At 70.8% G+C, this 16,702-nt stretch carries 13 protein-coding genes; 8 read left to right on the top strand and 5 right to left on the bottom strand.

The genetic code is table 11. The annotated features are described in order from the left end of the window. The first annotated feature begins 20 nt into the window (after positions 1-20). Together ACLLJJ_RS02125 and ACLLJJ_RS02120 are read left to right on the top strand one after the other, a co-directional pair. Positions 21-1,130: an NAD(P)H-dependent flavin oxidoreductase gene (locus tag ACLLJJ_RS02125; RefSeq protein WP_434587534.1), complete on the top strand. Its 1,110-nt coding sequence runs from the start codon at positions 21-23 to the stop codon at positions 1,128-1,130. After that, positions 1,127-2,677: an acyl-CoA synthetase gene (locus tag ACLLJJ_RS02120; RefSeq protein ID WP_434587533.1), complete on the top strand. Its 1,551-nt coding sequence runs from the start codon at positions 1,127-1,129 to the stop codon at positions 2,675-2,677. The genes ACLLJJ_RS02125 and ACLLJJ_RS02120 overlap by 4 nt, the downstream gene beginning before the upstream one ends. A 49-nt stretch (positions 2,678-2,726) precedes the next feature. Here the strand turns inward: ACLLJJ_RS02120 and ACLLJJ_RS02115 are convergent, their stop codons facing one another. Then, positions 2,727-3,146, bottom strand: a complete 420-nt coding sequence (locus ACLLJJ_RS02115; RefSeq protein WP_434587532.1) for a hypothetical protein — start codon at positions 3,144-3,146, stop codon at positions 2,727-2,729. A 264-nt stretch (positions 3,147-3,410) separates the two neighbouring features. On the opposite strand from ACLLJJ_RS02115, the gene ACLLJJ_RS02110 reads away from it, so the two are divergent. The 3 genes from ACLLJJ_RS02110 to ACLLJJ_RS02100 all read left to right on the top strand — a co-directional run bounded on the left by ACLLJJ_RS02110 (position 3,411) and on the right by ACLLJJ_RS02100 (position 8,080). Then, positions 3,411-4,880 carry an aldehyde dehydrogenase family protein gene (locus ACLLJJ_RS02110; protein ID WP_434587531.1) on the top strand — a complete coding sequence of 490 codons (1,470 nt, stop codon included), beginning with the start codon at positions 3,411-3,413 and terminating at the stop codon, positions 4,878-4,880. Continuing rightward, positions 4,868-6,436 (top strand): APC family permease, encoded by a 1,569-nt coding sequence (locus ACLLJJ_RS02105; protein WP_434587530.1) that lies wholly within the window; start codon positions 4,868-4,870, stop codon positions 6,434-6,436. The genes ACLLJJ_RS02110 and ACLLJJ_RS02105 overlap by 13 nt, the downstream gene beginning before the upstream one ends. Before the next feature lie 72 nt (positions 6,437-6,508). Further along, positions 6,509-8,080 (top strand): GMC family oxidoreductase, encoded by a 1,572-nt coding sequence (locus ACLLJJ_RS02100; RefSeq protein ID WP_434587529.1) that lies wholly within the window; start codon positions 6,509-6,511, stop codon positions 8,078-8,080. 62 nt (positions 8,081-8,142) lie between these two features. On the opposite strand, the gene ACLLJJ_RS02095 is transcribed toward ACLLJJ_RS02100, so the two are convergent. Then, a complete protein-coding gene (locus ACLLJJ_RS02095; protein WP_434587528.1) occupies positions 8,143-10,524 on the bottom strand; it encodes a penicillin acylase family protein in 2,382 nt (793 codons plus the stop codon). Between the two features lie 134 nt (positions 10,525-10,658). Here ACLLJJ_RS02095 and ACLLJJ_RS02090 point away from each other — a divergent pair, with 134 nt between their 5' ends. Beyond that, positions 10,659-12,173 carry an acyl-CoA synthetase gene (locus ACLLJJ_RS02090; RefSeq protein ID WP_434587527.1) on the top strand — a complete coding sequence of 505 codons (1,515 nt, stop codon included), beginning with the start codon at positions 10,659-10,661 and terminating at the stop codon, positions 12,171-12,173. Here ACLLJJ_RS02090 and paaK read toward each other — a convergent pair. Continuing rightward, a complete protein-coding gene (gene paaK, locus ACLLJJ_RS02085; protein WP_434587526.1) occupies positions 12,142-13,428 on the bottom strand; it encodes a phenylacetate--CoA ligase PaaK in 1,287 nt (428 codons plus the stop codon). The genes ACLLJJ_RS02090 and paaK overlap by 32 nt on opposite strands. A 134-nt stretch (positions 13,429-13,562) precedes the next feature. On the opposite strand from paaK, the gene ACLLJJ_RS02080 reads away from it, so the two are divergent. Together ACLLJJ_RS02080 and ACLLJJ_RS02075 are read left to right on the top strand one after the other, a co-directional pair. Continuing rightward, entirely contained in the window at positions 13,563-14,807 is a 1,245-nt protein-coding gene (locus ACLLJJ_RS02080; RefSeq protein ID WP_434587524.1) for an alpha/beta fold hydrolase, read from the top strand. Positions 14,808-14,941: 134 nt separating this feature from the next. Further along, positions 14,942-15,316, top strand: a complete 375-nt coding sequence (locus ACLLJJ_RS02075) for a DoxX family protein (protein WP_434587523.1) — start codon at positions 14,942-14,944, stop codon at positions 15,314-15,316. Between the two features lies 1 nt (position 15,317). On the opposite strand, the gene ACLLJJ_RS02070 is transcribed toward ACLLJJ_RS02075, so the two are convergent. Then, a complete protein-coding gene (locus ACLLJJ_RS02070; RefSeq protein ID WP_434587521.1) occupies positions 15,318-15,518 on the bottom strand; it encodes a DUF4236 domain-containing protein in 201 nt (66 codons plus the stop codon). A gap of 195 nt (positions 15,519-15,713) precedes the next feature. Continuing rightward, positions 15,714-16,685 carry an NAD(P)-dependent alcohol dehydrogenase gene (locus ACLLJJ_RS02065; RefSeq protein WP_434587520.1) on the bottom strand — a complete coding sequence of 324 codons (972 nt, stop codon included), beginning with the start codon at positions 16,683-16,685 and terminating at the stop codon, positions 15,714-15,716. Between the last annotated feature and the right edge of the window lie 17 nt (positions 16,686-16,702).

Here is a 16,702-nt window from a genome sequence, read left to right as displayed (position 1 = left end):
GCTGCGGCATCCTGCGGCCCATGGAGACGGAGCTGAGCAAGAAACTGGGAGTCGAGCACGCGATCTTCGGCTTCACCCCCTTCCCCGCCGTGGCCGCCGCCATCACCAGGGCGGGCGGACTCGGCGTACTCGGCGCGGTCCGCTACACCGCACCCGACGATCTCGCGCGCGACCTCGACTGGATGCAGGAGCACACCGACGGCAAGCCCTACGGACTCGATGTCGTCATGCCCGCGAAGAAGGTGTCGGGGGTGACCGAGGCCGAGGTCGAGGCCATGATCCCCGAAGGGCACCGCGAGTTCGTCACCCAGACCCTCGCCAAGCACGGCGTACCCGAACTCGACCGGGGCGAAGCCTCGGGCTGGCGCATCACGGGGTGGATGGAAGAGGTCGCCCGCAATCAGCTCGACGTCGCCTTCGACTACCCGATCAAGCTGCTCGCCAACGCCCTGGGATCGCCGCCCGCCGACGTCATCGCGCGCGCCCACGACCACGACGTCCTGGTCGCCGCACTCGCCGGCAGCGCCAAGCACGCCCGGCGGCACGCCGAGGCGGGCATCGACATCGTCGTCGCGCAGGGCTACGAGGCGGGCGGCCACACCGGTGAGATCGCCACCATGGTCCTGGTCCCCGAGGTCGTCGAAGCCGTGCACCCGCTGCCCGTACTCGCCGCCGGAGGCATCGGCGGCGGCGAGCAGATCGCCGCGGGCCTCGCACTCGGCGCGCAGGGCGCCTGGCTCGGCTCGATCTGGCTCACCACGGAGGAGGCCGACCTTCACTCGCGCGCCCTCACCGCCAAGCTCATCTCGGCGGGCTCCGGCGACACTGTCCGCTCCCGGGCGCTGACCGGCAAGCCCGCCCGCCAGCTGCGCACCGAATGGACCGACGCCTGGGACGACCCGAGTGGTCCGGGCACCCTGCCCATGCCGCTCCAGGGCCTCCTGGTGGCCGAGGCTGTCTCCCGTATCCAGAAGTACGAAGTCGGCCCGCTGCTCGGCACCCCGGTCGGCCAGATCGTCGGCCGGATGAACTCCGAACGCGGCGTCCAAGCCGTCTTCGACGACCTCACCCGCGGCTTCGAGCGGGCCGTGGACCGCATCAACCGCATCGCAGGACGGAGCCAGTCATGAGCGAGCCGCCAGGCGGTTTCTGGGCGCAGGCGACCACGGACCCCGACCGCGTCATGCTGGTCGCCCCGGACAGCGAGGAATGGACGGCGGGCCGGCTGCACGCCGCAGTCAACCAGCTCGTGCACGGGCTGCGCGCGGCCGGACTCGAAAGCGGCGACTCCTTCGCCGTGCTCCTCCCCAACGGCGTGGAGTTCTTCACGGCGTATCTGGCCGCCTCCCAGGCCGGGCTCTATCTCGTCCCGGTCAACCACCACCTCGTCGGCCCCGAGATCGCCTGGATCGTCGCCGACTCCGGCGCGAAGGTGCTCATCGCGCACGAGCGCTTCGCCCACGCGGCCACCTCGGCCGCCGACGAGGCGGAGCTGCCGACCTCCCACCGTTACGCCGTCGGAGCCCTCGACGGCTTCCGTCCGTACGCCGAACTCCTCGACGGGCAGAGCGAGTCGCCGCCCGCCGACCGCACCCTCGGCTGGGTCATGAACTACACCTCGGGCACCACAGGACGCCCCCGCGGCATCCGCCGCCCGCTGTCCGGCCGGCTTCCCGAGGAGTCCCACCTCGGTGGCTTCCTCGGCATCTTCGGCATCAAGGCCTTCGACGACAACGTCCATCTCGTCTGCTCACCGCTCTACCACACCGCCGTACTGCAGTTCGCGGGCGCCGCGCTGCACATCGGCCATCCGCTCGTCCTCATGGACAAGTGGACGCCCGAGGACATGCTGAGCCTCATCGACCGGCACGCCTGCACCCACACCCACATGGTCCCGACCCAGTTCCACCGGCTGCTGGCCCTGCCCGACGACGTACGCACCGCGTACGACGTGTCGTCGATGCGGCACGCCATCCACGGGGCGGCACCCTGCCCCGACCACGTGAAACGGGCGATGATCGACTGGTGGGGGCACTGCGTCGAGGAGTACTACGCGGCGAGCGAGGGCGGCGGCGCCTTCGCGACCGCCGGGGACTGGCTGAAGAAGCCGGGGACCGTCGGCCGCGCCTGGCCCATCAGCGAACTCGCCGTCTTCGACGACGACGGCAACCGGCTGCCGCCCGGCGAGCTGGGCACCGTCTACATGAAGATGAGCACGGGCGGCTTCAGCTACCACAAGGACGAGGGCAAGACGAAGAAGAACCGCATCGGTGACTTCTTCACCGTCGGCGACCTGGGCGTCCTGGACGAGGACGGCTACCTCTTCCTCCGCGACCGCAAGATCGACATGATCATCTCGGGTGGCGTCAACATTTACCCGGCCGAGATCGAGGCCGCCCTCCTCACCCACCCCGCGGTCGCGGACGCCGCCGCCTTCGGCATCCCGCATCCGGAGTGGGGCGAGGAGGTCAAGGCCGTCGTCGAGGTGGCCGACGGGCACAGCCCCGACGACGCGCTGGCCGTGGACATCCTGGCGGTCTGCGAACAGCGGCTCGCCCGCTACAAGCGCCCCAGGACCGTCGACTTCATCGAGACGATGCCCCGCGACCCGAACGGCAAGCTCTACAAGCGCCGGCTGCGCGAGCCCTACTGGGAGGGCCGGGAGAGCGCGCTGTGAGGCGGCGGCGCCCGACGCCGGGTGAGCGCTGAGCAGGAGTCAGGCCGCGTCAGGCAGCGTCGGGCCGGGCGGCGGCGTTTTCGGCACCATCCGTCCCGGCGCCGCCGTCGGCCTTCGCCTCCGCGGCGTCCTTGGCCGTGTCCGCCTTGGCCTCGGCCGCGTCGGCCTTCGCTTCGGCGACATCCTTGGCGGCGTCGGCCCTGGCCTCGGCGGCGTCCTTGGCGGCCTCCGCCTTGGCTTCCGCCGCGTCCTTCAGGGCCTCTTCCTTGTCGCCCGCGGCGTCATCGTCATCGGCGGCCGTGTGCACGGCCGCGCCGTGGACACCGACCTGGTCCCGCGCCATCGGGTCCGGTCCGCCGTCGCCCGCGGCGTGCGCGCCGGCCGCAGCGGCCCCCGGCGCCAGCGCGGCCATGAGGGCGAAGGCCAAGGCGGCCGAAGCGAGAGAACCTCTGCGAATGCTGCGATGCATGCGTATGCCTTCCGTGATCCCGGGGGTGGGAGATTCCACCGGTTCCATGGCATCGCGCCCGGCAGGAACGGGCGACCTGCGAAGGCCAAGTGGGTGCGGACCCGCCCGTCCGAGGCGTGCCCGGCGGCGGCGCGCCGAAAAGACGACTCGGCCGAGTGGACGCGCGCACGGTGCGGGTGTGACCCAGGCCACTTATTGTGAATCCGGAGCTCGTCGCAGACCGTACGCACCACTCCTCCTCCCGTGCGAGCCCGGAGGGACGCCATGCCGGAGCTGTTCATCGGTGGCCAATGGACCGCTGCCGTCGAGGGTGGGACACGCGAGATCCGCTGTCCGGCCGACGGAACACTCGTCGCGACCGTCGACGAGGCAGGACCCAAGGACGCCGCCGCCGCGGTCGGCGCCGCCCGCGAGGCCTTCGACCGCGGGCCGTGGCCGCACACGCCGGCCGCCGAGCGCGGGCGACTGCTGCTGCGCGTCGCCGACCTGCTCGACCGCGACACGGACGCGTTCGCCCGAGCCGAATCCCTGGACACCGGGAAGCGGCTCGTGGAGAGCGAGTACGACATGGCGGACATCGCGAACTGCTTTCGCTACTTCGGCAACCTGGGCGCGTCCGGCGGTACCGACCGGGTCGTCGACGCGGGAAACCCCGAGACGGACAGCAGGGTGGTGCACGAGCCGGTCGGCGTCTGCTCGCTGATCACACCGTGGAACTACCCGCTGCTGCAGACGGCCTGGAAGGTCGCCCCCGCGCTCGCGGCGGGCAACACCTTCGTCCTCAAACCCAGCGAGCTCACGCCGCACACCGCCATCCTCCTGATGAAGGCACTCACCGAGGCCGGACTGCCGCCCGGCGCCGCCAACCTGGTCCTGGGCGCCGGCGCCACCGCGGGCGCGCCGCTGAGCACCGACGAGCGCGTGGACCTGGTCTCCTTCACCGGAGGCCTGATCACCGGGCGGCGGATCATGGCCGCGGCGGCGCCCACCGTGAAGAAGATCGCCCTCGAACTGGGCGGCAAGAACCCCAACATCGTCTTCGCCGACGCCGACTTCGACACGGCGGTCGACTACGCGCTCATGGCGGTCTTCCTGCACTCCGGCCAGGTCTGTTCGGCCGGCGCGCGGCTGCTCGTCCAGGACGAACTGCACGACGCGTTCGTCGACGAGGTGGTGCGCCGGGCCCGGGAGATCCCGCTCGGCGGCCCCTTCGACGAACACGCCCGCACCGGACCGCTGATCTCCGCCGCGCACCGCGACAAGGTCGAGGCGTACGTCGCCGCAGGCCTCGCCGAGGGCGCCGTGCTGCGCTGCGGCGGCGCGCGCCCCGACGACCCCGCCCTGCAGAACGGGTTCTACTACCCGCCGACCGTCCTCGACGAGTGCACCCCGGGCATGTCGGTCGTACGTGATGAATCGTTCGGCCCCGTCCTGACCGTCGAACGGTTCCGCGACGAGGCCGAGGCGCTCGCCCTGGCCAATGACACCGTCTACGGCCTGGCCGGAGCCGTCTGGACGCAGGACAGCGAGCGCGCCCACCGGGTCGCCGCCGGGCTGCGGGCCGGCACCGTATGGATCAACGACTTCCATCCCTATGTGCCACAGGCGGAGTGGGGCGGGATGAAACAGTCCGGCGTCGGCCGTGAGCTGGGCCCCGCCGGTCTCGCGGAGTACCAGGAGGCCAAGCACATCTGGCGCAACACCGCGCCCAGGCCGCAGAGGTGGTTCGAGTGAGCACGACCGGACCGGAACGTCCCGGAACACGACCCGACGGCACCCACGACGACGACTCGCTCGACGAGCTCGGCTACAAGCCCGAACTCAAGCGCACCCTCGGCAACTTCCACACCTTCGCCGCGGGCATCAGCTACATCTCGATCCTGACCGGCACCTTCCAGCTCTTCTACTTCGGTGTGAGCTTCGGCGGACCGGCCTATTGGTGGTCCTGGCCGATGGTCTTCGCCGGCCAGCTGATGGTCGCCCTGTGCTTCTGCGAGCTTGCGGCCCGCTACCCCGTCGCCGGCTCCGTCTACAACTGGGCCAAGGCCATGGGCGGCCCGCACGTCGGCTGGCTCGGCGGCTGGATGATGATGACGGCCACCATGGTGACGCTGTCGGCCGTGGCGCTCGCCTACCAGCTCACGCTGCCGCAGATCGACTCCTTCTTCCAGTTCATCGGAGACGGCAGCGGCAAGACGGACGCGGCGGCCAACGCCGTGCTCCTCGGCTCGGTGCTCATCCTCTTCTCCACCGCGGTCAACGCCTTCGGCGTCAAACTCATGGCCCGGATCAACTCGGCGGGCGTCTTCATCGAGCTGATCGCCGCCGTCGCCCTGATCATCTTCCTCGCGGCGCACATCACCCGCGGCCCCAGCAGCGTCCTGACCGAGACCAACGGGCTCGGCAGCGGCGAGACCCTCGGCTACTTCGGCGCGTTCCTCACCGCGTCGCTGGCCTCCGCCTATGTGATGTACGGCTTCGACACGGCATCGTCGCTGGGCGAGGAGTCGCACAACCCGGGCCGCAACGCGCCCCGCGCCATCCTGAGGGCCCTCATCGCATCCTTCCTCATCGGTGGGCTCATCCTGCTGTTCGCGCTGCTGGCCGTGCCGGACCTGGGCGCGAAGGAGCTGTCGACGGGCGGCCTTCAGTACGTCGTCCTGGAGACGCTCGGCTCGACCGTCGGCGAGATCTTCCTGTGGTGCGTGGTCATCGCGATCACCGTCTGTGTGCTGGCCGTTCAGGCCGCGGGCATCCGCCTGATGTTCGCGATGGCCCGGGACAACAACCTGCCGGCGGGCTCCGTGCTCGCCAAGGTCAGCCCCCGCTTCCAGACCCCGGTGGTGCCCGCCGTCGTGATCGGTGTGGTCGGCGTCGTCATCCTGCTGATCAACGTCAACCAACCGCAGATCTTCTCGGTGATCACCAGCATCGCGATCATCATGATCTACGTGGCCTATCTGCTGGTCACCGTGCCCATGCTGATCAAGCGGCTGCGCGGCGACTGGACGCCCGCCGCAGGGAAGTTCTCGCTCGGCCGGTTGGGACTGCCGATCAACATCGTCGCCGTGGTGTGGGGCGCCGTCATGTCGCTCAACCTCGCCTGGCCGCGCGCCGAGGTGTACAACGCCACGGGGCCGCAGCACTGGTACCTGCGCTGGGGCGCGTTCCTCTTCATCGGCGTCGTCGCCCTGGGCGGCTTCGCCTACTACTGGTTTGTGCAGCGCAAGAAGACCGGCGTCCTCGAAAGCCACCGCGCCGAGGTCCGCGGCGACCCGACGGCGCCCTGACCCCGCGACAGGCGCGAGCGGGTCAGCCGCTTCCCGTACCCACGTTTCCTTCCCCCACGTTCTGGAGAGAAGATGCCGGCCGACAGCCACCCGCAGGAGCAGTTCGACTACGTGGTCGTCGGCGGTGGTACAGCCGGAGCGGTGGTCGCCGCCCGGCTGACCGAGGACCCGGCCGTCACCGTGTGCGTACTGGAGGCCGGTCCCTCCGACGTCGGCGACGACAACGTCCTGCGGCTCGACCAGTGGATGGGGCTGCTGGAGTCCGGCTACGACTGGGACTACCCCGTGGAGCCCCAGGACAACGGCAACAGCTTCATGCGGCACGCCCGCGCCAAGGTCCTCGGCGGCTGCTCGTCGCACAACTCGTGCATCGCCTTCTGGGCGCCCGCCGAGGACCTCGACGAGTGGGCCGCGCTGGGCTGCGAGGGCTGGAGCGCAGCCGACTGCTTCCCGCTGTACAAGCGGCTGGAGACCAACGACGCCCCCGGTGACCACCACGGTCGCGGCGGCCCCGTCACCATCCGCACGGTCCCTCCCAACGACCCCTGTGGCACAGCTCTGTTGGAGGCCTGCGCCGCCGCCTCCATCCCCACCACGCCGTTCAACACCGGCACCACGGTCAAGCGCGGCGCCCACTGGTTCCAGATCAACGCCCGCCCCGACGGCACCCGTTCGTCGGCCTCGGTCTCCTATCTGCATCCCGTGATGGGCAAGCGGCCCAACCTGGAGGTGCGTACCGGGCTGCAGGCCAAGCGGCTGGTCCTTGACGCCGACCGGCGCTGCACCGGCGTGGAATACCTGGCGCCCGACCTCATCCACACCAGGACCGTCGGCGCGCGCCGCGAGGTGATCGTCGCCTGCGGCTCGATCGACACCCCGAAGCTGCTGATGCTCTCGGGCATCGGCCCGGCCGAGCACCTGCGCGAGAACGGGGTGGAGGTCCTCGTCGACTCCCCGGCGGTCGGCTCCAACCTCCAGGACCATCCGGAGGGCGTGATCATGTGGGAGGCGAAGCGACCCATGGTCACGTCGTCCACCCAGTGGTGGGAGATCGGAATCTTCGCCGACACCGAACCGGGCCTGGACCGGCCCGACCTGATGTTCCACTACGGTTCGGTGCCTTTCGACATGAATACCTACCGGCGCGGCTACCCGACCGCCGAGAACGCCTTCTGCCTCACCCCCAACGTCACCCGTGCCCGCTCCATGGGTACCGTGCGGCTGCGCACCCGCGACTTCCGCGACAAGCCGCGCGTCGACCCGCGCTACTTCACCGACGAACACGACGTGCGGGTGATGACCGCCGGTCTGCGACTCGCCCGGGAGATCGTCTCGCAGTCGCCGATGGCCGACTGGGCCGGGCAGGAGCTGGCGCCCGGCCCCGGCGCACAGTCCGACGAGGACCTCCTCGACTACATCCGCAAGACCCACAACACCGTCTACCACCCGGCGTGCACCGTACGGATGGGCGCCGCCGGTGACCCCGGGGCCGCGCTCGACCCGCAGCTGCGGGTCAAGGGTGTGCGGGGCCTGCGGGTCGCCGACGGGTCGGTGATGCCGTTCCTGCCCGCCGTCAATCCGTGCATCACGACGATGATGATCGGCGAGAAATGCGCCGACCTGCTCAAGGCCGACCAGGCCTGACACCGGGTACGACGGTCCGGGCCCGCCGCACCGGCGGGCCCGGACCGTCATGCACGCCCTCGTCAGCGCTCGCGCGCCCACACCACCCGCAGCTTCGGCGAGGCAAGGATGTCCTTCTCGCAGAACCGCGACGTCACCCAGCGCTCACCCGAGTACAGCTGCGTCTGGTCGCTGAAATGCGGTGAGTCGGCGTTCGAGGACTGTGCGTACGTCAGCAGCGTGCGCGCCTGCGGGCACCTGCCGCCGTCCCAGCCGACGGCCTGGATGTAGCTGGAGCCCGTCGTCACCTCGGTATAGCCACCGCCCGCCGGATTCCACACCGGCTCCACCTTGTTCCAGATGCCCAGCGACTCCGTGCCGCCGTGGATCGGGATGCGCTTTCCATTGCGCACGACGAACTGGTGCTTGCCCAGGGGCGCGTCGAGCGCGATGCCCGCCGCCCGCAGTTCGGCGACCGCGCCGGTGAGCGAGGTGGCGAAGCCGGGCGCCGCCGTATTGAGCGTGTTCGGGGTACGCACCGGATCCGCGGCGGAGAAGGGTACCTTCCACAGCTCCGCCCGTGGCACGGCCACGAGCAGCTTGCGCCAGAACCGGTCGAAGAGCAGCGCGCCCCTGCTGTCCGTGTTCACCGTGCGGTCCCAGCGCCTCAGCACATCGCAGGCCTCCTTGAGGTCGGCGGACAGCGTGGTGCACGCCTTCGCGGCATCGGCCGCGGCCAGGTCACCCACGGGCGCCCGGTTCGCGAACTGCTGGCGCTGGAGGTCCGACACCTTCAGCCGGCCCTTGTCCGCCATGGCCGACACATCCTCGATCGCACCGCGGGTGCGCGGCGAGCGGGGCGTGTCGATCGAACCGAAGACCCGCTCGTAGCCGGTCAGCGGCCGGTCCGCGTTGGTCAGCCAGGCACTGTCGTTGGAGTTCTCGACGTACGGCGCGTCCTTGAGCGTCGGCATTTTCGACGGGCCGAAAATGCCCGGCTGCACCGCGTCCTTGTCCGAGCCGAGCGCGCAGGCGGCGCGCGAGCCGTCCAGCACCGCGACCCCGGACGTCGGATACGTCACTTGGCCCAGCGGGGTCGAGCAGCGCTGCGCCAGGTCGTCGGTGATCCTCGGCAGGACCTGCGACTGGCTGAAGAAGGAGTGCCCGGTGGAGTCGGCGGCGACCGTGTTCACCCAGGGCAGGCCCTGGACGCGGCGCAGCGTGTCCTGGATGTCGCGGGTGGAGCGGGCCTTGGCGAAGCCCAGCGCGGTGTCGGAGCCCCGCAGGTTCGCGGCGTTCGGATCATTGAGGGCGTACGCCGTCGTGGCCGACCAGGGGAGTGGCAGTGAGTCACCGAGCGCGGTGACCACCGGCCCGTAGCGCGTCCACCACTGGGTGCGCGTCACCGGTGTGCCGTCCTTGACCGGTACCGAGACCGTCCGCTTGGTCATCCGTTCCCGCTCGCCGTCGACCAGGTATGTCGTCGGGTCGGCCGGATCCAGGGTCAGCTGGTGCAGATTGAGCGTGACGCCCGTCGCGACGGTGTGGCTCCACGCCACTTTGTCGGTGAATCCGATGTTGACGACGGTCGTGCCGAGCAACGAGCCGCCGGAGACGTTCAGTTCACCCGGGATGGTCTGCTGGGACTGCCAGAAGCGCCGCCCACCCTGCCAGGGGTAGTGCGGGTTGCCGAGCAGCAGCCCGCGTCCGTTGGCTGTGGTCTTCCCGCTGAACGCGACGGCGTTGGAACCCATGTCGGCGTTGCCCGCGTCGAACAGCGCGCGCGCCGCGTCCGCCGCCCGCCGGGGATCCACTTCGGCGACCGGCGCGGCGCCCGGCGGCGCGGCGGCGGTGATGCCGTTGATGCCGCGCCCCTGGCCGCCCAGGACGGACACCGCGAAGCCGCGCCTGGCGACGTCCAGCGGCGTCACCGGGCGCACCCAGGCCGCGTTGCGACAGGCCGGGTCGTTGATGTGGTTCTGCTTCAGCCAGGCGTTGTACCCGGCCGCCCAGCCGCGCATCGATTCCTTGATCTGCCGGCTGGGCCCGGCCGGAGCCGGCGTGGCCAGCAGCTTCTCGACCGTCCCCGCTTCCCGCACCCCGGCGAAGTACAGGTCGCTGGAGAGGTTCTTGGTGGCGGAGGACAGCGAACTGTCGGGCGCCGCGTCCGGTCCGAAGTGCCGGGAACGCTCTCCGCGTACGGTCAAGAAGCCGTCGGCGAGCGTGCACACCTGGTCGGCGGCCTGGGCCCAGCCGGTGCCGAAGCCGAGGTTCGCGTAGTCCTTGGCCACGATGTGCGGCACGCCGTACTCCGTGTAGCGGATGACGGCGGACAACTTGCCGGAGGAGGGGCGCCGTTCGTGGGAATCGGCGCCGACGGCTGCCGCCGACGGCAGCGAGGCCGTGACGGTGGCCAGGGCGATCGAGGCGAGCGCCAGGTGTCTCAGGCGGGTTCGGAAGTGCAACGTGCCTCCCAACAGGACGGTGGTGCAGGGTGGTTGGTCCATGCACCCAGCCGGGCGGACGCATGTCAACATCCCGTTCGGTATTGGACGTCGGCCCGCTTGACCCGGGGGGCGCCGCCCCGCAGGATCACGCCATGAGAGCCGTACGCAACAGCACAGTCGACGGTGTCCTGCGGCGCAGCGCCCGGCGCACCCCCGACCGCACCGCCCTGAGGTACGCGGACCGGACCTGGACGTACGCGGAGCTGGACGAAGCGGTCTCCACCGCGGCGGCCGTGCTGACCGGGCAGGGACTGGAGGGCGGCGACCGGGTGGCGACGTACGGCCACAACTCGGACGTGTACCTGATCGCCTTCCTCGCCTGCGCGCGGGCGGGCCTGGTCCATGTGCCGGTGAATCAGAACCTGTCCGGTGAGGATCTGACGTACATCCTGGAGGACTCGGGCAGTGCGCTGGTCCTCGCCGACCCGGATCTCGCCGGGCGGGTGCCGGCGGGATTCGCCGTACGCGCGCTGCGCGACGCACCGGGCTCACTGCTCGCGGCGCTGGGCAGCCCGCAGCCGTACGAGATCGACCGGGAGGGCCGGGACGTCGTGCAGTTCCTCTACACCTCGGGGACGACCGCCTCGCCCAAGGGCGCGATGATGACCCACCGGGCGCTCGTCCACGAGTACGTCAGCGCCATCACCGCGCTGGACCTCAAGGACAGCGACCGGCCCGTCCACTCGCTGCCGCTCTACCACTCGGCGCAGATGCACGTCTTCCTGCTGCCCTACCTCGCTGTCGGCGCGACGAACATCATCATCGACGGGCCCGATCCGGCGAAGATCTTCGACCTGGTGGAGGCGGGCGAAGCGGACAGTCTCTTCGCGCCGCCCACGGTCTGGATCGGCCTGGCCAACCACCCCGAATTCGCCACCCGGGAGCTCGGTGGGCTCCGCAAGGCGTACTACGGGGCGTCGATCATGCCCGTGCCGGTTCTCGAACGGCTCCGGGAGCGGCTTCCCTCGCTCGCCTTCTACAACTGCTTCGGCCAGAGCGAGATCGGCCCGCTCGCCACCGTCCTGGGCCCCGACGAGCACGAGGGCCGGATGGACTCCTGTGGCCGGCCCGTGCTTTTCGTCGAGGCCATGGTCGTCGACGAGCACGGCGACGAGGTCCCCGACGGGACGGCCGGCGAGGTCGTGTACCGCTCACCGCAGCTGTGCGAGGGCTACTGGCACAAGGCGGCGGAGACGAAGGAGGCCTTCCGCGACGGCTGGTTCCGCTCCGGGGACCTCGCGGTGCGTGACCGCGAGGGGTACTTCACGATCGTCGACCGGGTGAAGGACGTCATCAACTCCGGTGGTGTGCTGATCGCTTCACGCCAGGTCGAGGACGCGCTCTACACCCACCCGGGCGTCGCCGAGGCAGCGGTGGTCGGGCTGTCGGACGTGCGGTGGATCGAGGCCGTCACCGCCTTCGTCGTGCCGCGCGGCGAGGTCACCGAGGCCGAACTGATGGCCCACGCACGTGAGAAGCTCGCCCACTTCAAGGCCCCGAAGAAGGTCCTGTTCGTGGACGAGCTGCCGCGCAACGCCAGCGGGAAGATTCTCAAGCGCGAACTGCGGGACCGCTTCAGTGCGGACGACGGTCCACGATCCGTTTGAACTTGCCCACCGACCGCTCCAGCGTCTCGGGGTCGAGGACATCGACCTTGACCGACACCCCGATGCCGTCCTTCACGGCCGTCGCGAGCGCCAGCGCGGCGGCCACCCGCTCGTCGGCGGTGGCATCCGCCCTGGCCTCGGCCAGCACGGTGAGCTGATCCATCCGGCCGTCGCGGGTCAGCAGGAGCTGAAAGTGCGGGGCGAGCGCGGGCGTGCGCAGGACGATCTCCTCGACCTGGGTGGGGAAGAGATTGACCCCGCGCACGATCACCAGGTCGTCGCTGCGGCCGGTGACCTTCTCCATCCGCCGGAAGACCCTGGCCGTCCCCGGCAGCAGTCGTGTCAGGTCCCTCGTCCGGTAGCGGATCATCGGCATGGCCTGTTTGGTGAGTGAGGTGAAGACCAGCTCGCCCTTCTCACCGTCGGGGAGCACCTCGCCCGTGAGGGGGTCGACGATCTCCGGGTAGAAGTGGTCCTCCCAGATGTGCAGCCCGTCCTTCGTCTCCACGCACTCCTGCGCGACGCCGGGGCCGATCACCTCGGACAGCCCGTATATGTCGACCGCGTCGATCGCGAACCGCTCCTCGATCTCCGTGCGCATCGCCTCCGTCCACGGCTCGGCGCCGAAGATGCCGACCTGCAGCGAGGTGGAGCGCGGATCGACGCCCTGGCGTTCGAACTCGTCGAGCAGGGTGAGCATGTACGACGGCGTCACCATGATGACCTCGGGGCGGAAGTCCTGGATCAGCTGTACCTGGCGCGCGGTCATGCCGCCGGAGGCCGGGATGACGGTGCAGCCGAGCCGCTCGGCCCCGTAGTGCGCGCCGAGGCCACCGGTGAACAGCCCGTATCCGTACGCCACATGGACCTTGTGGCCGGGGCGTCCGCCGGCCGCGCGGATCGAGCGCGCGACCATGTCGGCCCACATGTCCAGATCGCCCTCGGTGTAGCCGACGACGGTCGGGCGGCCCGTGGTGCCGCTGGAGGCGTGGATGCGGCGGACCTCGGACTGGGGGACGGCGAACATGCCGAAGGGGTAGTTGTCACGCAGATCGGCCTTGGTGGTGAGGGGGAAGCGGGCCAGGTCGGCGAGCGAGGCGCAATCCTCGGGACGCAGCCCCGCCCGGTCGAACGACTGCCGGTAGAACGGCACATGGTCGTACGCGTGGCGCAGAGTCCTCCGCAGCCGCTCAAGTTGCAGCGCTTCGAGCTCCCCGCGGCCGAGCTGTTCCGCCGCGTCCAGCAGCACCGTCATGGGTGACTCTCCCATCCAAACCGGACGACCGATCATTCGGTCGATCTTCTGGGAGATCAGTAATTCAGGAGCCCGCCCGGTCGTCAAGGCATGCGACCGGCCCGGCTTCCGGGTGACCTGAGAGGATCTTCGGCATGGGGATATTCGGCACGCGCGACGGTATGGAACTCGGCCACCGCCTGGTGGGGGAGGGGGAGCCGCTGATCTGCCTGCCGGACGGCGCCGCGAGTGGGCCGGAGCGCATCGGGGACCTCGGCGGGCTGGGCGCGCACCGGCAGCTCGTCCTCCTCGCTCGGCGCGGCGCAGCCGAGTCCGCGCCCCCGTCGACGTACCCCGTCCCGACCATCGACGACATCGACGCGCTGCGTGAGCACCTCGGCCTGGAGCGGGTGGACGTGCTGGCGCACGCGTCGGGGGCCGGGCTCGCTCTGCGGTACGCCTCCGAGCACCCCGGGCGGCTGCGCTCCCTGGTCCTGGTCGATCCTGAGCCGGTGACCACCTTCGATGCGGAGCCGGCCGGGGTGAAAGCGCCGGTCCTGCTCCTGGCGGGGGAGGGGGCCGGGGTCCGGCGCGGGCGCGCCGCCGAGCTGGCGGGCGTGCTGCCCGACGCCGAGCTTGTCGTCCTGCCCGGCACCGGCCTCCCGTGGGCCGGTGGCCGGGGCGGATTCCTCCGGACCGTGCTGTCCTTCCTCGATCCGGACGTGCTCACCGTGCGGGCGAACGGCCTGCGGATGGCGTACCGCACTTGGGGCGACCCGGCCGCGCCGCCCGTCGTGCTGCTGCACGGCAGGTCGGCCAACAGCGCCCGCTGGGCGCACATCGCCCAGGAGCTGGCGGCGACCCGCCGGGTGTACGCCCTCGACCTGCGCGGCCACGGGATGAGCGACTGGCCGGGCAGCTACGGATATGCCCAAATGCGGGACGACGTACGGGCTTTCCTCGACGCCGCCGGCCTGGACCGGGTCGACCTCGTGGGACATTCGATGGGCGGCGCGGTCGCCGCACTGGTCGCCCAGACGTACCCGGAGCGCGTCGGACGGCTCGTCATGGAGGAGCCCCCGCCGTTCCCCGCCGACCCGAGGCGTCCGGATCCGGTGCGCACGGACGAGGTGCTCGACTACGACTGGGGCGTGGTCGTCGAGACCGACGCGCAGTACAACGACCCCGACCCCGCGTGGGTCGAAGACCTCACCAAGATCACGGCGCCCGCCCTGCTGATCGCCGGTGGCGCCACCAGCTTCATGCCGCAGGGCCGTCTGGCGCGGATGGCGGACCGGATCCCGGGCTGTCGCTTCGTGACGATCGACGCGGGACACCTGATTCACCAACGGGCGCCCGCCGCGTACCTGGCGGAGCTCAGGGCGTTCGGCTGCCACTGACGCGGTTGCCCCATCAACTACTGAGACAGCCGCCGACGCAGCTACTGACACGACGTCTAGCAATGCGGTCTACTGGCAGGTACTAATCGTGCTGCCGTCCGCCGCCCCAGTTCCGACCGCCCTGGAGGCCCCAGTTGCCCGCCACCGAACGCTCCGCACAACTGCTTGTCGCTCTCCTCGCCGGGGCGGCCGCGGCCCACGCCGTGGCGCCGAAGCTGTTCGACGCCACCGTCCCCGAGGCCCTGCCCGGCACCGCCCGCGCCTGGACCCGGGGCAGCGGGGTCGTGGAGCTGCTGCTCGCGGCGGGTGTGGCGGTGCCGCAGACCCGGCGGGTGAGCGCGCTCGCCACCGCGGCCTTCTTCGCGGCCGTCTTCCCCGCCAATGTGAAGATGGCGTACGACTGGCGGCACCGGAAGGCCCCGCTGAAGGCCCTCGCCTACGCACGGCTCCCGCTGCAGGCGCCGCTGGTCCTGTGGGCGGCGAAGGTTGGCAGGGACGCGGCCCGCTGAGTCAGCGCGACCTGCGGGTGCGGGTCGTCTTGCGCCACCCGAAGGGACCCGGCAGGTCCATCGAGGTGGTGCGGCGGCCCGTGCTGCTCGTCGTGCGGCGCGGACCGTTCCGGCCGCCGGTGGTGATCGACCACGAGCGTTTGTTGATGTTCAGCCGCACGCCGGGGAGGATCCGGAAGCTCTTGCGGAAGGTGATCGGCATGGTCTGCGTCCTCGCGTCGGGGGCGTGATGCCCTACGTGTTACCGGCGTTGGCGTGAAGCATGCGCCGCGGGCCGATGAACTCCAGCAGCACCAACACGGCGAACACCGCCGGTCGCAGCCGTGCGAGGGCCTCGCCCGGCTCCAACTCGCGGACAGTCAGGCCCGGTTCGGTCGAGCCGAAGCTGGACGTTCCATCAGATGCGGACGACGATCTTGCCGTGCGGGTGGCCCTCCCTGAGGTGCCGCACCGCGGACGGGACCTCGGCCAGCGGGTACGTCCGGTCGATGACGGGTGTCACCGAACCGGCCTCGATGAGCTCCGTGAGTGACGCCAGGTCGCTGTGGCGCTGGGTGGCGACGAGCCCGCGCAGCCGGTGGCCCACGAACGGTGACAGCAGGAGCGCCCCCAGCTCCCGGTTGGTGCCGCCGAACCACCTGCCGCCGCCCTCCCCGCCGACGATGACCAGAGTTCCGTGCGGGATGAGGGCCCGGCGCAGCCGCGCGAGGGAGCGGTTGCCGCCGGTGTCGACGACGAGGTCGTAGCGGCGGGCGCCGTCGGTGGGGTCCTCCCGCGTGTAGTCGATGACCTCGTCGGCGCCGATGGAGCGGACCAGGTCGGTGTGGGCCGTGCGGCAGACGCCGGTGACATGGGCGTCGAAGGTCTTGGCCAGCTGCACGGCGAACGTGCCCACGCCGCCCGACGCGCCGATGACGAGGACCCGCCGGCCGGACTTCAGCCGTCCACCGTCGCGCAGGGCCTGGAGGGCGGTGCACGCGGAGACCGGGACCGCCGCCGCCTGCTCGAAATCGAGGTTCGTGGGCTTGAGCGCCAGGCTGCCCTCCTTGGCGCACGCGTATTCGGCGAACGCCCCCTGGCAGGTGCCGTACACCTCGTCGCCCGGCCGGAAACGGGTGACGTCCGGGCCGACCGCCTCCACCCGCCCCGCGGCGTCCGTGCCCCGGACGCGGGTCTTGGGGGCCCGCAGGCCGAAGCCCACCGCCCTCAGTAGGTATGGGCGGCCCGTCGTGAGATGCCAGACGCCCGGGTCGACGGACGCGGCATGGACCTTGACGAGGACCTCGCCCCGGCCCGCGACCGGTCGTGCGACCTCTTCGAGGCGAAGTAGGTCGGGCGGTCCGTAACTGTCGTGAACGATGGCTTTCATGAGCCCCCCATGTACAG

The organism is Streptomyces sp. A5-4 (genome assembly GCF_051131715.1).
Classification (GTDB): Bacteria; Actinomycetota; Actinomycetes; order Streptomycetales; family Streptomycetaceae; genus Streptomyces.
This window is presented reverse-complemented; position numbering and strand designations above follow the sequence as displayed.

Coding starts and splice junctions, on each gene's coding strand:
- ACLLJJ_RS02100 (WP_434587529.1), top strand. CDS start 6,509: ATGCCGGCCGACAGCCACCCGCAGGAGCAGTTCGACTACGTGGTCGTC.
- ACLLJJ_RS02110 (WP_434587531.1), top strand. CDS start 3,411: ATGCCGGAGCTGTTCATCGGTGGCCAATGGACCGCTGCCGTCGAGGGT.
- ACLLJJ_RS02115 (WP_434587532.1), bottom strand. CDS start 3,146: ATGCATCGCAGCATTCGCAGAGGTTCTCTCGCTTCGGCCGCCTTGGCC.
- ACLLJJ_RS02070 (WP_434587521.1), bottom strand. CDS start 15,518: ATGCCGATCACCTTCCGCAAGAGCTTCCGGATCCTCCCCGGCGTGCGG.
- ACLLJJ_RS02080 (WP_434587524.1), top strand. CDS start 13,563: ATGGGGATATTCGGCACGCGCGACGGTATGGAACTCGGCCACCGCCTG.
- ACLLJJ_RS02120 (WP_434587533.1), top strand. CDS start 1,127: ATGAGCGAGCCGCCAGGCGGTTTCTGGGCGCAGGCGACCACGGACCCC.
- ACLLJJ_RS02065 (WP_434587520.1), bottom strand. CDS start 16,685: ATGAAAGCCATCGTTCACGACAGTTACGGACCGCCCGACCTACTTCGC.
- ACLLJJ_RS02125 (WP_434587534.1), top strand. CDS start 21: ATGGAGACGGAGCTGAGCAAGAAACTGGGAGTCGAGCACGCGATCTTC.
- paaK (WP_434587526.1), bottom strand. CDS start 13,428: ATGACGGTGCTGCTGGACGCGGCGGAACAGCTCGGCCGCGGGGAGCTC.
- ACLLJJ_RS02090 (WP_434587527.1), top strand. CDS start 10,659: ATGAGAGCCGTACGCAACAGCACAGTCGACGGTGTCCTGCGGCGCAGC.